Consider the following 14,662-nt stretch of genomic DNA (forward strand, 5'->3'; position numbering starts at 1 on the left):
ATTACTGACGCTGGCGGTGGCCGCGTGAGAAGAAGCGCTCAAGGCGACTCTGACCAAACGACAGCACGGTGACGATGATCAGGTACCAGATGCCCGCCACGAACAGCAGTTCCATCACGCGCGCATTGGCGAAGTAGATGGTTTGCGTGTTGTAGAGCAGTTCGGAGTACTGAATCATGCTGGCCAGACTGGTGGTTTTGATCATGCTGATGAATTCGTTACCCACCGGCGGCAAAATCACGCGCATCGCCTGCGGCAAAATGATGCGCTGCAGCGCTTGCAGACGCGGCATGCCAATCGCCTTCGCCGCTTCGTACTGTCCGGTATCCACCGACAGCAAACCGGCGCGCACCACTTCGGAGGTATAAGCCCCCTGGTTGATGCTCAGACCCAGCAGTGCCGCGAGGAACGGGGTCATGATGGTGACGGTTTGCACGCTGAACATGCCGGGAATACTGATGGTGGGAAACACCAGCGCGAGGTTGAACCACAGCAGCAGTTGCAGAATCAGCGGCGTGCCACGGAAGATCCAGGCGTAACCCACGGCGATGTAGTGCAGCACCGGATTGGGCGACATATACATAATCGCGGTGATCACGCCGAACAGGATGCCGAGTCCCATTGCCAGCACCGACATAATCAGCGTGTTCACCACGCCGTTAAGGATTGCCTGGGCAGTAAAGAACTGGCCGACAAACGACCATTCAATGTTGCCGTGGGCGAAGGCATTCACCAGCAACGCAAGCAGCACCAGGATCACCGCTGAAGCCGTGATGCGGCCGTAATAGCGACGTGGCACCACCTGATAGCGATCCAGATCGTAATGCATCTGCTCGCGGCTATTTTTCAAGCCGGGTTCAACCGGAGTGGATTGGGACATAGACGTCTCCTCAGGCGCGCGGGCCAGCGTAATCTTCAGTCCAGCGCTGCTGGTCCTGCATCAGGATTTGCAAACGCGCGAGCTGTTCGCGCACGCGTGCCGGTGCAGTGCCGCCATAGCCACTGCGGGCAGCCAGTGCCGCTTCCAGCGTCAGGGCACTGCGCACTTCTGGCGTTAAGCGTGCATCGACAGCTTGCAACTGCGCATCGCTCAGGTCGGATAGGCCGCAATCTTCGCGTTCACACAGTTGCACCAGCTGACCGGTGATTTCATGGGCTTCACGGAACGGCACGCCGCGCATCGCCAGCCAGTCGGCCACTTCGGTGGCCAGAGTGAAACCGTCCGGTGCCTGTTCGCGCATGACGTCGGTGTTGAATTTCAGCGTCGACATCATGCCGGCCATGGCAGGCAGCACCAGCAACAGGGTATCCACGGCATCAATCACGTTGCGTTTGTCATCGCTCAGGTCGCGGTTGTAGGAGAGCGGCATGGCTTTCATGGTGGTGAGCAGTGCCATCAGGTTGCCGACCAGACGACCAGAACGACCACGTGTCAGTTCGGCAATGTCCGGGTTTTTCTTCTGCGGCATGATTGAGCTGCCGGTAGCATAGCTGTCATGCAACTCCACCCAGCGGAACTGGCGCGAAGCCCACATGCACACTTCTTCGCACAGGCGCGACAGGTTGATACCGATCATGCTGGTGACGAACAGGAATTCTGCGGCGTAATCGCGGCTGGCCACCGCATCAATCGAGTTTTCGCAGGGTGCGAGGTAAGCCAGATCTTCAGCGGCTTTTTCCGGCTGGCGCGCAATCGCCGATCCGGCCATCGCTGCGGCACCGAGTGGGCAGCGTGCACTGCGGCGATCCCAGTCCTGCATGCGCTCAATGTCACGGGCAAAAGATTGTGCATGAGCCAGCAGTTGATGACCGAACACAATCGGCTGTGCTTGCTGTAAATGGGTAAAGCCTGGCGCCACGCTTTCGGTGTGCTGTGCGGCTTGCTCGACCAGAGATTGCTGCAGAGCCAGTAAAGCACTCACGACTTTGCGGCCGTTGTCACGCAGGTAGAGGCGCAAATCGTTGACGGTCTGATCGTTACGCGAACGGCCGGCGCGCAGTTTGCCGCCCAATGGTCCTAAGCGCTCGGTCAGTGCGCGTTCAATAAAGGTATGAACATCTTCGTCAGCCGCAATCGGATGCAGATTACCCGCACGATAATCGGCATCCAGCGCATCAATCGCCGCCAGCATGGTATGGAGTTCTTCGCTGCTCAGCAGATCGCCGCGAGCCAGCTCACGGGCATGTGCCCGGCAGCCTGCTAAATCGTAAGGTGCCAGGGCAAAGTAATAATCCGGGCTGCGCGACAGCGCGGTTAAACTGGCCGCCGGTGCCGCTTTAAAGCGCGCACCCCATAACAGTTCGGCATTATCAGACATGCTATTTCCCCTTGCAGATACTCGTCAGCGATATGAAAAAGATATGAATGAACCAGAGGTGATAATAAAAACTTATTTCACACTCACACTGGTAAATACGTCATATTTCAGGTTCACTGTACTTTCACCGCAATTATTCCGGAGTTGAATAGCAAAGATGGAAAGTAAAGTTTCCCAGTCTGGAAACAATGCAAATAATCGCGGCGATAATGCGGTTCTGGCACTGAGTAATATCGATTTAAAATTGCTTCGCGTATTTAAATGCGTGGTGGAAGCCGGGGGATTAACCGCTGCCAGCAACGAACTGAATATTGGTTTAGCCGCCATCAGTAAGCAGGTTTCCGATCTGGAGATTCGTCTCGGCATGACGTTATGCAGCCGGGGGCGCGAAGGCTTTGAACTGACGCAGTACGGCATTAATGTCTATCAGGCCACACTGGAGCTGTTCGTCTCCCTGAATCTGTTCCGCGAACGTCTGCACAACAGCCGTAATGAACTGCTGGGCGACATCGCGATTTGCGTGGTAGATAACACCATTTCTGATCCGCACTCCCCGGTCACCGCGGCGGTGCAACAGTTGCACCAGAAAGCACCAAAGGTGCAGATTCGCTTACAGACTGCGCAATTAGATGATATTGAACGCGGGATGAGTGAAGGCCGTTTTCATTGTGGTATTGCGCCGGTTTATGAAATGAAAAGTGATTTTGATTACTTCCCGCTTTATAAAGAATATTCGAAATTATATTGCTCCATGTCACATCCTTTATATTCTGGATCTTGTGATAAGAATATATCGGTGGAAATATTACGTGAGCAGAAAATCATTAATCATTTATATGTGACGCCGCGCGATGACCGCCGCCTCATTCCATTACAGGACAGCGGTGCGCAGGCGGTGCAAGTGGAATCCGTCGCCATGCTGATTTTAACCGGGCACTTTATTGGTTATTTACCCGAGCACTATGCCGCGCCCTTTATTGCGCGGGGGCAGCTGTGTGAATTGGGTGATGAATCGGTACGTCGGGAAAATCCGTTCTGCCTGATGATGAAAAAAGGCCGGAAAATTAATCCGATTATCCGGCTGTTCATGCAATCACTGGGCCTGGCCGAGGCCGAAGAGGCGCACTAAGTTGGTGCGATCACCCCACCACTTTATACATCACCGTGGTGGCATCTAACGCCCCTTCCGTCGATTCGGCGTACAACGGAATGGAACCCGCAATTTGCCAGTCCATCGATAAGTAAAGCTGCGTAGCCACATCGCCGCTGCGCGTATCCAACACCAGCAGCGTTTTGCCCTGCTCAACCGCTAATTGCTCAGCCTGCTGCATCATACGACGTGCAATTCCCTGGCGACGAGCAGCGGGATGTACCAGCAATTTACTGATCTCCGCGCGATGACGCCCATTCGGCATGGCGCTAAACCCGACCATTACCGTCGCAACAATCACACCCTGCTGCCGCGCCACCAGCAGCTGATTATCGCCGCTTGCCAGGCTGTAGATTTTATCCTGCCAGAAGCGTTCCATCGCTGCGCGATCGTCGGCATCAATAAAACCGACGCTGGCCCCGTCAGCCACGCACCCCTGCAGCACCTCGGTCAACGCGGCTAGCAGGGGCTGTGCCTGAGTGGCACTTAACTGTTCAATTTCAATCATGGTTTGCACACCACCAGAATGTAACGCGCGCCGCCTTCAGGATGCGCCTGGAATGATGATTTGCCGGTGAGATGAAAACGCAGGCAATCCCCCGCCTGCAATGTCCAGCGTTGATCGTCCATGGTGAACGTCAGCTCGCCAGATTGCAGCCAGATATGCTGCTCCAGCCCCTGTACCGGCGGTGCGTCATAATCGATACGCGCACCGGGTTGCAACACGCTCTCAACCAGTTCGGCCTTGAAATGGCTGGCGGGCGGCGAGACACTGCGACGCAGATAACCGCTGGCATCGTCGCGCCAAACGCTCTGATCGCTCGCTTTCAGCAGCAGCGCGGCCTCCTCTTCCACTTCACTCAACAGGCGCGACATGGTCAAGCCGTAGGCGACACATAGTCGGTTAAGCAAAGCGGCTGTGGGGCTGGTCTCCGCCCGTTCAATGCGCGACAATGAAGCCCGGCTGATGCCGGTAGCCATCGCCAGTTCGTCCAGTGACCAGCCACGTTGCACACGCAATTCGGCTAATCGTGCGGCCAGTCGATCTTCGGTATCCGGTACAGACATGTCCACCTCTCATATTTGGGAAATAATTCTCACATATGAAATAAAGCCTTAATTTGCTTAAAACGTCAAGTTGTACAAATATAAAAGAGTTGTACAACCCAAACGAGGCGGTTAAGGTGTTGTAATGCAGGTCAGAATTTTCGAGGACGCCATGGCCTTATACAGTATCGGCGATGTTGCCGAACGCTGTGGAATCAACCCGGTAACGCTACGCGCCTGGCAGCGCCGTTACGGTTTACTAAAACCCCAGCGTACAGAAGGCGGTCATCGCCAGTTTGATGATGAAGATGTTCAGCGCATTGAGGAGATCAAGCGCTGGATAGAAAGCGGTGTGCCTGTTGGCAAGGTGAAAGCCTTGCTGGAAGGCCAAACCGTTAATGTGCACGATGGCTGGACCGCGCTGCAGGAAGAGCTGATGAGCGTGCTGCGTCACGTTCGTCCGGCTAAATTGCGCACCAAAATTGCCACCATAGGCCGCGAACATCCGGTAGATGCGTTAATCGATCACGTGTTTGTGCCCGTGCGTCAGCGCCTGGGACTGGATCAACACACCGCCCGTACCATGTGCAGCCTGCTGGATGGCGCGCTAATAGATTACGTGGCGTTTTGTCTGGCGGGCGGCCGTAAAAAAGCCGGCAAAGATGCATTGATGATTGGCTGGGGCGTGGAAGATCGCACTCGCCTGTGGCTGGAAGCCTGGCGCTTGTCGCAGCAGGGCTGGCGCATGGATGTCTTAGCCGAGCCGCTGGATATGCCGCGTCCTGAGCTGGTCCCTGGTCAGAATCTGTTTATCTGGACCGGTAAGAAACCGACGCGTCGGCAACTGGAGCAGTTTGAACACTGGCAGGCACAAGGGTTTGCCACTCATATTCACGATCCCGCCTGACAAAAATCGCACACACGGCCTTTGCCTCGCCGGGTGTGCGCGTTATCATGCCGCACTCCATGACTCTTCTCAGGTTTCTCTTATGAACTGGAATAAAATTCTCATTGGCTCCCTGTTTGCCGTGATGGCCATTGGTGGCATGGGTGGCATGATGCTGGTGGGCTACAGCCTTATCCTTCCCAGCCACTGAGTTGACGTTGCACGCGTTCTAACACGCGGTCGCAAATCAGTGCCAGCAGCGCGACCAGCAGCGCCCCCTGAATCACATAAGCGGTGTTAAAGCCGCTCAGTCCGATAATCACCGGCGAGCCCAGGCTTTCTGCGCCCACTGTCGACGCGATGGTCGCGGTGCCGATGCTGATCATCACCGAGGTACGCACGCCTGCCATGATCACCGGTGCGGCTAGCGCCAGCTCAATCTGCCATAAGCGCCGCCATGGCCCCATGCCCAGCCCCACGGCAATTTCCCGGTTGCTGTCCGGCACGCTGTCTAAACCTGCCAGCGTTCCCTGCAAAATAGGCAACAACCCGTAAAGAAACAGCGCCATGATGGCCGGTGTCGCGCCAAAGCCCATCACCGGCACGGCTATCGCCAGCACCGCTACCGGCGGAAAGGTCTGCCCCGCTGCCGCCAGCGTCTCCAGTAACGGCCTGAACGCCCGCCCGGCGCGTCGCGTCGCAAAAACACCACTGCCTACGCCAAAAAAAATCGCCAGTGCGCTGCCGCTGATCACCAATGACAGATGTGCGAGGGCCAGCCGCCAGAAGCTCTCTTGCTGATACAACGGACGTTCCAGCTGCGGGAACCAGTGGGCAAACAGCGGTGCACTATGCGGCAACCCCCACAGCAGCAGCAGAAACACCGCCAGCAGCCAGTACAGTGGATCGCGCCAGACACGCATCAGATCCCCTCCCGCTGGCGCAGCAGATCGCTGAAGTGCAGGACACCCAACGGCTGTTGATGTTGATCGATCACCGGCAGTTTGTCGGTGCGCCGAGCGATAAACTGTGACAGCGCCTCGCGCAGCGTCAGGTGCGCGGCTATTGGCTCACCGTCCAGCCACTCGCCGCGCCGCGCGGCGCTGCCAGCACGTCCCAATGCCAGCAGTCGCACGCCAAGCTCGCTGCGGCCAAAGAATTCGCGGGCGAAATCCGTGGCAGGCTGCGTCAGCAACTCAATCGGCTTGCCTTGCTGCACGATTTCACCGCCGTCCATCAACACCAGTTGATCCGCCAGCGTCAGCGCTTCGTCGATGTCGTGCGTCACCAGCACCACCGTGCGTCCTGACAGCTTCTGAATACGCAGCATCTCCTGTTGCAGTGCCTGGCGGTTCACCGGATCGAGCGCGCCAAAGGGCTCATCCATCAGCAACAATTCGGGATCGGCGGCCAGCGCGCGCGCCACGCCAACCCGCTGCTGCTGACCGCCGGAAAGTTGATGGGGAAAACGCGTCGCCAGATGCGTATCCAGATTGAGCAGCGTCAGCAGCTCCTCTACGCGCTGTTGAATTTTTGCCTGCGGCCAGCCGAGCAGTGACGGCACGGTAGCGATATTCTTTGCCACGTTCCAGTGCGGGAACAGGCCAATCGACTGGATGGCATAGCCAATACGCCGCCGCAGCGCACGTGCATCCATGCGTTCAATCGGTTCACCGGCAAAGCGGATTTCGCCGCTGTCATGCTCAACCAGCCGGTTGATCATTTTCAGCGTGGTGGATTTGCCCGAGCCGGAGGTGCCGATCAGCACGGTGAAACTGCCCTTCTCAATATGCAAAGTGAGATCGCGCACCGCTGCTTTGCCCGCAAACATTTTGCTTACCTGGTGAAACTCAATCATCGGTTCTCTCCAGCAGTGCCGACAGTAAACGCAATGCGGCATCAAACACCACCGCCAGCGCCACCACCGGAATCACGCCCAGCAACACCAAATCCAGTGCGCTGCTGAGTAATCCCTGAAATACAATGGCGCCAAAGCCACCGGCACCAATCAGCGCCGCGACCACCGCCAGTCCAATGGTTTGCACCACCACCACACGCAAGCCCGAAAGCCACACCGGCAGCGCCAGCGGGAGTTCGGCGTGCCAGAACTGTTGCAGTGCACTCATGCCCATACCGCGTGCGGTTTCGCGCACCTCCTGCGGCACCTGCTGCAATCCGGCCACCACGCTGCGCACCAGCGGCAGCAGCGCATACAACACCAGTGCGATTAGCGCGGGCGCCAGACCAATGCCGCTGATGCCCCAACTCGCCAGCACCGGGAAGTGAGCCACCAGCCCCGCCAGCGGCGCAATCAGCAGGCCAAACAGCGCCACGGAAGGCACAGTCTGGATCAGGTTGAGTACGCTGAAAGCGGCATTTTGCCAGCGCGGTCGTCGGGCAATCGCTAATCCCAGCGGTAAACCTATCAACAACGTGGGGAGTAATGTGCCGCCCAGCAACAGCAGATGCTGGCTGAAGGCCGCATCAAACACCGCCGTACGGTTGGCATACTCTTTCATCAGGGAGAGGTGGTCGAGGTGACCGCTAAGCAGCAATATCAGTGGAACAATCCAGATTTGCAGATTCAGCAGAATTCGCCACGGCGTGCTGGCCGTGAGCTGGCGGATAGCCTCAGCGGCCAGCAATAAAGCCAGCGCCGCCGCACACCATAAACCGCTGCCAAAGGCCGTGCGTGCCAGCGGGCTGCCGCTGTTAGCCAGCTGCGCTGCCGTCTGCCCGCCAATAAAGATCAGCAGCGCAAACAGAATCTCAGCGTCCAGCAATGCCATCACCAGATTGCGACGCCGTGGCTTCCACCACAACCCTTGCCATAGCCAGAGTAACGGCAGCAGCAACAGCCAGGATTGCGTGACCTGCCACAGCATTAGCGGCTGGCCTGACACCAGGCGGTTGGCGGCGAAACTGAGTAACGGCAAGGTAGCCAGAGCCAGCGTGATCAGCAGCGTTAACACCAGCAGCACCGGCTGCTGGCGCGGTCTTGATAACAGTAACAGCACCGCTTACAGCAACTTATTCTGCTGTAGCCACTGTTTCGCCACCTGGCTGGCATCCTGACCATCAACCGCAATCTGTGCATTGAGTTGTTGCAGGGTTTTCTCATCCAGCTTACTGAACACCGGCTGCAACCAGTTACCGATCTCCGGATACTGTTTCAGCACGCTTTCCCGAATCACTGGCGCAGGGGCATAAATTGGCTGCACGCCTTTGGGATCGGTCAGCGTTTGCAAACCGAGCGCCGCCACCGGGCCATCGGTGCCATAGGCCATGGCTGCGTTGACGCCAGAGGTTTGCTGTGCCGCCGCTTTGATGGTTACCGCCGTATCACCGCCCGCCAGCGACAGCAGCTGAGACTGTTCCAGCTTGAAGTTGTAGGCTTTTTCAAAAGCGGGTAGCGCATCACTGCGTTCGATAAATTCCGCCGACGCCGCCAGTTTAAAGGTGCCGCCTTTTTTCAGGTAGGCGCTGAGATCGTCGAGGGAGTTGAGACTATTTTTCTGTGCCACATCGCCGCGCACCGCGATGGTCCAGGTATTGTTGGCGGGCGCAGGGGTTAACCACACCAGATGATTTTTATCCGCATCGAGCTTTTTCACCTTCTCATAGCCCTGCTGCGCATTTTTCCAGGCAGCATCTTTCTCATCACTGAAGAAGAAGGCGCCGTTGCCGGTGTATTCCGGGTAGATATCCAGTTCACCTGCGGTGATGGCTCCGCGCACGACCTGCGTGGTGCCGAGCTGGATCTTGTTAACGGTTTTCACCCCATGTTTATCCAGCACCTGCAGGATGATATTCCCCAGCAGCGAACCTTCGGTATCAATCTTTGAACCGACCTTAACCGGATCGGCCGCATTTGCAGCGCCCACACTCATCGCTAATGCGATCATCCCCAATAAACCCTGCTTAATCATGCCGCTGTCCTCTGCTTATATTTCAGTCTGTGACTATCAAGCGTAGCCTGGCGAAACAGGATGGGGGCGGTCAAGCGCCCCAGTTCGAGCTTTTTCTGCTATTTAACGCACATTGCTTATAACCCATTCGCAGGACATATAACCAAATGGAATTTTTAATGCGTAGGTACAGGCTTATTCTCATAGTCCCACTCTTTACAATAAAATACATAACATCATGTCCGACTTAGCTTCTCCGGCGCACGTGGCGCTGGCAGGGAATACGCCGACTGGCGAAACCAAATGGATTCGCAGCGCGGCTGACGTATCGAATCTCGTGAACAACAGCAACGAGTCTCGCAGCAATGCGCGCATCGTGGTGGCCATCGCCCTCGGCGGTGTGTTCCTCGATGCCTACGACCTTGGCGCACTGGCCTTTGGTATCAAAGATGTCACGCGCGAATTTAACCTGACGCCGACCGGCACCGGGATGGTGGCCTCCGCGATTACCTTCGGCGCGATTGTGGGTGCGCTGATTGGCGGTTATCTCACCGATAAAATTGGCCGCTACCGCGTGTTTATGGCGGATATGTTCTTCTTTGTGGTTGCAGCGCTGGCCTGCGCCTTTGCCCCGAACGAATACGTGTTGGGCGGTGCACGCTTTGTGATGGGATTGGGCGTGGGCATCGATCTTCCTGTCGCCATGGCGTTTCTTGCCGAGTTTTCTAAACTGCGCGGGCAAGGGAATAAGGCCGCCAGCGTGGCAATGTGGTGTCCCACCTGGTATGCGGCAATCAGTATTTCCTATCTGCTGGTGCTGCTGCTGTATGCGGTGCTGCCGGAAAGTCACACCGACTGGTTGTGGCGACTGATCCTCGGCTTCGGCGCGGTACCTGCGCTGCTGATTATTGCCATTCGCAGCCGTTATATGAGTGAGTCTCCAGTGTGGGCGGCCAATCAGGGCAACCTGCACGGCGCCGCGCAGATCCTGCAGCGCTCCTACAACATCAATGCCCATGTCGCGGAAGATGCCGAACTGACGCAGGCCAAGCCGGTGCGCAAAGCCAGCTGGCGTAACTATGGCGCGCTGCTACAGGGGGTTTATCGTCGTCGTACTATTCTGGCGACCGTCACCTCCATCGCCTCTTCGTTCGCCTACAACGCGGTGGCCTTTGGCCTGCCGGTGATCATCTCCAGCTTCTTTGCGCAATCGATGCTGACCACTATTTTGGTGTCGCTGGCGTTGAATCTGCTGTTCGCTTTCGTGGGTGGCTTGCTGGCCGTGCGTCTGGTGCCGCGTCTCGGCGCGTGGAAGATGTCGGTGGCGGGTTACAGCTGTCAGTGCATTGCCCTTCTGGGGTTAGCGCTGATTGGTCGCCCGGAAGGCGGTGAACAAGCGGCACTGGCGATTGCGATGCTGGCGCTGTTCCTGTTTGGTCAGGGGTTCGGTCCGGGCTCACACACCATGACCTTTGCCTCGCTGAGCTACCCTGCTTCACTGCGCGGCGTGGGGGTTGGTTTTAACCAGACGCTGATGCGCGGCAGTTCAACCGTGTCGCTGTTCCTGTTCCCACTACTGGTGGCGGCATTCGGCACCGGCGTGTTCTGGGTGATTTTCCTCGCCCCGCTGATTGGCTTGCTGGCGCTGCTGGCGATCCGCTGGGAGCCCTCAGGCTACGATGTGGATGCGGAAGACTTCACTTGAGACAATAACGCCCCGTTAAGGGGCGTTTTTTATGCGGTCAGGCGGAAATCGCCAAACGTATGGGGAATGCGCGGGAAGGTGTGCAGGAACCAGGGCGTAAATTGTTCGGGTTGATCCAGCATCTCCTGCTGAATCTGCTCAATCGAGCGATAACACCAGGCATCCGCTTCTTCCGGATTCAGGTTGGGTTCAATATCACTGGTGGCGAAGAATACATGACCATACTCGTGCTCGGTCAGACCGTTGCTTAATGGCAGGTTGTAGCTCAGTTCGAACACTGGCGTCAGCGCTACTTGCATCCCCATCTCTTCACGCAAGCGACGTTCAGCGGCATCCCGGGTCGATTCCTGCGGATAAGGGTGGCCGCAGCAGGTGTTGCTCCACAAGCCGCCACAATGATATTTACCGTTTGCACGACGTTGCAGCAGCAGTTCATGGCGCGAATTGAACACGTAGACCGTCACCGCACGATGCAGCAATCCTTTCTCATGTACTTCCAGCTTTTCCATCTTGCCGGTGGGACGATCGAGGTGGTCGACGAGAATAACTTCAATGGCGGGCATGACAACTCCTTCAGATAATTCTCAGCTATTGTACACAACCTCAAAGACTGAAACTGAGGAAATCGCGCACATTCCGTGCGCTTAAGTAGAGAAATTTAAGCTTAGCAGTCATCAGACAAAGCGGTAACGACTCAGGATGTAGAATTCAAATCGGCCAACCATGGGCGCTATAAAGTCGTCATCGTTATCAGCCAGGATGCGGAGGCGTGCACAGTCCCGGGCCGCCTTGAGTCTGTCGTCGCCACGCTCTGACCGCTCAATTCCGCCTATGCGCACAGATAAGGCGGCCCCCTCTTAAAGGGCAGCCTGATTTGACTGAGTGATTACCTGACAGGCATTCGCGCTTAAAGCCGCCCCTTCAGTTTTAGCTCGGATTCGATTGTCGTATCTCGGGCAGTTGTATGCCGGCTTGCGCCCCACACTTCATCATATTCATAGCCAGTGAGATCTTTAATCACCACACGCGTTTCAGCATCGCAACCTCTTGCCGTGCCACCCAGTTTGCGGCGCGCCACCTCTTTGATTAGCAACTTATGGCTACGCTGCGTCAGTTTGAATTTAAAGGTCAGCCAGAAGCTCGCCGCCAGCAGTGCCGTGGTGACAAACACCATCAACCCGACAATCGCATGGATGGCGCTCTCCGGTTGCGCACCGTTGCCTTTCACAAAACCACTCTCCTGCAGCACGATGCCAATCATGAAAATGGCGATGGCCACCGAACTTTTACGCGTCAACACCATGACACCAGCAAATATCCCTTCACGCCGCTTACAGGTCACCATCTCATCAATATCGGGAATAAAGCTGTAGATGTTCCACGGAATGTAAAACAGCCCGGCGCGCACGATGCCCAAAAACAGAAAGACTGCGCTGAACAGCAGCGTGGGCACCTGCCATTGCCACAGATAAACCGCAAACAGGAACAGGAAGATAGCGACGATACTCAGGTAGGACATACGCAGCGCGTTGGAGGGCGTCATATTAAAGCGGCCAAGCAGCATCATGAAAATGAAAGTGCCGGGAATCGACATAAACATCATGTTACTTAGCAGCAGTGAAGCCAGTGAGGCATCCTGCTTCAGGCCGTAGATCACGAAATAGGTGAACACCGCCAGAAAGGCATCCATCGCGGTGAAGGAGCAGATATAAATCAGCAGATGCTGACGAAAGGCTTTGATTTTGAATGACGATGCCAAATCGACAAACAGATACTTTAGGTGGGCCTTCAGGCTCCCCTGGCGCGCCGAATGTTGCGCCACATCCTCTTCCGGCTGAATATCTTTGGCCTCCCAGGTGGTCAACCAGGTAATAAACACCGCCACGCAGTAAATCACCGAGAAGATGACGCCGGTCAGCGTATAGGTAATGGCGTTGTCTTTGCCGGTATAGGTCATGATGATGCCCGGCACTGAGACGGCAAGGAAACTGCCAAGCGCTGAGAACATCAGGCGCACGCCCGAAAGACGCGTGCGCTCGCTAAAGCGATTGGTCATCTCCGAGGACAAGGTTTCCCACGGCACCAGCACCATTGCCGACAGCAGTTCGATGGTGAGATAAGTGCCGAGATAGTACCAGTAGCCCATATCCGTCACCCACAGCGCGCCATACAGCAGCATTAAGGGAGAGGAGATCAGCAGGAAGAAACGGCGGCGGCCAAATTTTCGCCCCAGCCAGGTATTGCCGAAGTTGTCAGTAATGTAGCCCATGATCGGACTTAATATCGCATCGATGACGCGGGCGATGGCAAATATCGAGCCCGCTTCAAACACCGATAATCCGCAGTAGGTGGTATAGAAAAACAGCAACCAGGTGCCAATCACCGCAAAGGCACCGCCGCCAAAGAGATCCGTCAGGCCGTAGCCGATCGCGACGCCATAACCGACGCGACGTTCTGTAGGTTTAACCATCGATCCGATTCCTGTTCTGGTAGGGTATGTAATAGCGGCAAGGTGCTATGCCCTGCCGCCGTTGTTATCAACAGAATTGGAAATCAACTTATAGGGCCGGGATGCTATCCCGCATTGGCTAGCATCTGCGCTTTGACACAGAGTTCCGCCGCCTTAAAGGCATGGGCTTGCGTCATGGCGTGCTCTGAACGATGGAGGCAGTCGTTAATCAGCTGTCCAAAGAACGGGAAGCCCACTTCACCGGAAACGGCATAGCGGAACTCTCCTTCTTTGTTCACCAGATACACCACGTCCTGCTCACCGCGTGTGAGATCGGTGTATTTGCGGATCTCGATATAACCGTCCGTGCCGAGCAACGTCATGCGCCCATCACCCCAGGTGGATAAGCCATCCGGCGTAAACCAGTCGCAGCGGAAGTAGCCGGTGGCGCCGTTCTCACCCGCCAGCATCGCATCGCCAAAGTCTTCAAATTGCGGATGTTGAGGATGGCGGAAATTCCGCACCTGGCTTGCCACCACCGTGGCTTCGCTGTTGCCGGTGTAGTAGAGGAATTGCTCAATTTGATGGCTCCCGATGTCACACAAAATGCCGCCGAAATAGCGACGCTGATAGAACCAGTCGGGCCGTCCGGTGCCTTCACGATGTGGGCCAGTACCCAAAGTTTGCACCACCTGGCCGATAGCCCCTTTCTCTACCAGCTGTCCGGCAAACACCGCGCTCTCTACATGCAGACGTTCGCTGTAATACACCGCATATTTGCGCCCGGTTTTGGCGCACATTGCTTTGGCATCTTCCAGCTGTTCGAGGCTGGTAAGCGGGGCTTTATCCGTGAAGTAATCCTTGCCCGCCGCCATCACTTTCAGCCCCAGCGCACAGCGTTCCGAGGGAATCGCCGCACCTGCCACCAGTTGTACCTGCGTATCGGCCAGAATGGTCTCCAGCGAATCGGCGATCTGCACCTGCGGGAACTGCTGCACAAACTTATCGACTTTGGCGGCATCGGGATCGTATACCCACTTCAGCGTGGCTCCGGCCTCGGTCAGGCCATTGCACATGCCGTAAATGTGGCCGTGATCCAGTCCTGCCGCCGCAATGATAAATTCCCCCGGCTGCACCACCGGTTGTGGTTTGCCTTTCGGCGCGTAGTTCATGCCATCCTGTTTGTTCATGGTTGTTTC

14 protein-coding genes are annotated in these 14,662 nt (G+C 56.4%); 3 read left to right on the plus strand and 11 right to left on the minus strand.

Going from position 1 to position 14,662, the window contains the following annotated elements; all coding sequences use genetic code 11:
* Position 1: 1 nt before the first annotated feature.
* Both RT340_RS01490 and argH read right to left on the minus strand, forming a co-directional pair.
* Entirely contained in the window at positions 2-880 is an 879-nt protein-coding gene (locus RT340_RS01490) for an amino acid ABC transporter permease (protein WP_097117320.1), read from the minus strand.
* A gap of 10 nt (positions 881-890) precedes the next feature.
* Complete coding sequence (gene argH / locus RT340_RS01495; protein WP_211728134.1) at positions 891-2,318, minus strand: argininosuccinate lyase; 1,428 nt, start codon at positions 2,316-2,318, stop codon at positions 891-893.
* A gap of 157 nt (positions 2,319-2,475) precedes the next feature.
* Between argH and RT340_RS01500 the strand changes: the two genes are divergently transcribed.
* Positions 2,476-3,447: a LysR family transcriptional regulator gene (locus RT340_RS01500; protein ID WP_038648010.1), complete on the plus strand. Its 972-nt coding sequence runs from the start codon at positions 2,476-2,478 to the stop codon at positions 3,445-3,447.
* Between the two features lie 10 nt (positions 3,448-3,457).
* On the opposite strand, the gene RT340_RS01505 is transcribed toward RT340_RS01500, so the two are convergent.
* Both RT340_RS01505 and RT340_RS01510 read right to left on the minus strand, forming a co-directional pair.
* Complete coding sequence (locus RT340_RS01505) at positions 3,458-3,976, minus strand: GNAT family N-acetyltransferase (protein WP_283216644.1); 519 nt, start codon at positions 3,974-3,976, stop codon at positions 3,458-3,460.
* Positions 3,973-4,536: a helix-turn-helix domain-containing protein gene (locus tag RT340_RS01510; RefSeq protein WP_058961578.1), complete on the minus strand. Its 564-nt coding sequence runs from the start codon at positions 4,534-4,536 to the stop codon at positions 3,973-3,975. Before RT340_RS01510 ends, RT340_RS01505 begins: the two co-directional genes overlap by 4 nt.
* A gap of 151 nt (positions 4,537-4,687) precedes the next feature.
* Between RT340_RS01510 and RT340_RS01515 the strand changes: the two genes are divergently transcribed.
* On the plus strand, positions 4,688-5,422 hold the full coding sequence (locus tag RT340_RS01515; RefSeq protein WP_313373706.1) for a MerR family transcriptional regulator: 735 nt from the start codon (positions 4,688-4,690) through the stop codon (positions 5,420-5,422).
* 170 nt (positions 5,423-5,592) lie between these two features.
* Here RT340_RS01515 and RT340_RS01525 read toward each other — a convergent pair whose 3' ends face one another.
* The 4 genes from RT340_RS01525 to RT340_RS01540 are packed head-to-tail and all read right to left on the minus strand — an operon-like array spanning position 5,593 to position 9,330.
* Positions 5,593-6,324, minus strand: a complete 732-nt coding sequence (locus RT340_RS01525; RefSeq protein ID WP_160832554.1) for an ABC transporter permease — start codon at positions 6,322-6,324, stop codon at positions 5,593-5,595.
* A complete protein-coding gene (locus RT340_RS01530) occupies positions 6,324-7,259 on the minus strand; it encodes an ABC transporter ATP-binding protein (protein ID WP_211728131.1) in 936 nt (311 codons plus the stop codon). The genes RT340_RS01525 and RT340_RS01530 overlap by 1 nt, the downstream gene beginning before the upstream one ends.
* Entirely contained in the window at positions 7,252-8,418 is a 1,167-nt protein-coding gene (locus RT340_RS01535) for an ABC transporter permease (protein ID WP_211728130.1), read from the minus strand. The genes RT340_RS01530 and RT340_RS01535 overlap by 8 nt, the downstream gene beginning before the upstream one ends.
* A 3-nt stretch (positions 8,419-8,421) precedes the next feature.
* Positions 8,422-9,330, minus strand: coding sequence for an ABC transporter substrate-binding protein (locus RT340_RS01540; RefSeq protein ID WP_211728129.1), 909 nt, complete (start codon positions 9,328-9,330; stop codon positions 8,422-8,424).
* A 217-nt stretch (positions 9,331-9,547) separates the two neighbouring features.
* Between RT340_RS01540 and RT340_RS01545 the strand changes: the two genes are divergently transcribed.
* Positions 9,548-11,014 carry an MFS transporter gene (locus RT340_RS01545; protein WP_097117335.1) on the plus strand — a complete coding sequence of 489 codons (1,467 nt, stop codon included), beginning with the start codon at positions 9,548-9,550 and terminating at the stop codon, positions 11,012-11,014.
* 29 nt (positions 11,015-11,043) lie between these two features.
* Here the strand turns inward: RT340_RS01545 and idi are convergent, their stop codons facing one another.
* From idi to RT340_RS01560, 3 genes are all read right to left on the minus strand, one after another.
* Positions 11,044-11,577, minus strand: a complete 534-nt coding sequence (idi, locus tag RT340_RS01550; protein ID WP_097117336.1) for an isopentenyl-diphosphate Delta-isomerase — start codon at positions 11,575-11,577, stop codon at positions 11,044-11,046.
* 344 nt (positions 11,578-11,921) lie between these two features.
* Complete coding sequence (locus tag RT340_RS01555; RefSeq protein ID WP_166933113.1) at positions 11,922-13,484, minus strand: MFS transporter; 1,563 nt, start codon at positions 13,482-13,484, stop codon at positions 11,922-11,924.
* A 104-nt stretch (positions 13,485-13,588) separates the two neighbouring features.
* The gene (locus RT340_RS01560; protein ID WP_211728128.1) at positions 13,589-14,653 is read right to left on the minus strand and encodes a Gfo/Idh/MocA family protein; all 1,065 of its coding nucleotides are present in this window, start codon (positions 14,651-14,653) and stop codon (positions 13,589-13,591) included.
* Positions 14,654-14,662: the final 9 nt, after the last annotated feature.

This window comes from Pantoea sp. CTOTU50773 (genome assembly GCF_032082325.1).
Classification (GTDB): Bacteria; Pseudomonadota; Gammaproteobacteria; order Enterobacterales; family Enterobacteriaceae; genus Pantoea; species Pantoea communis.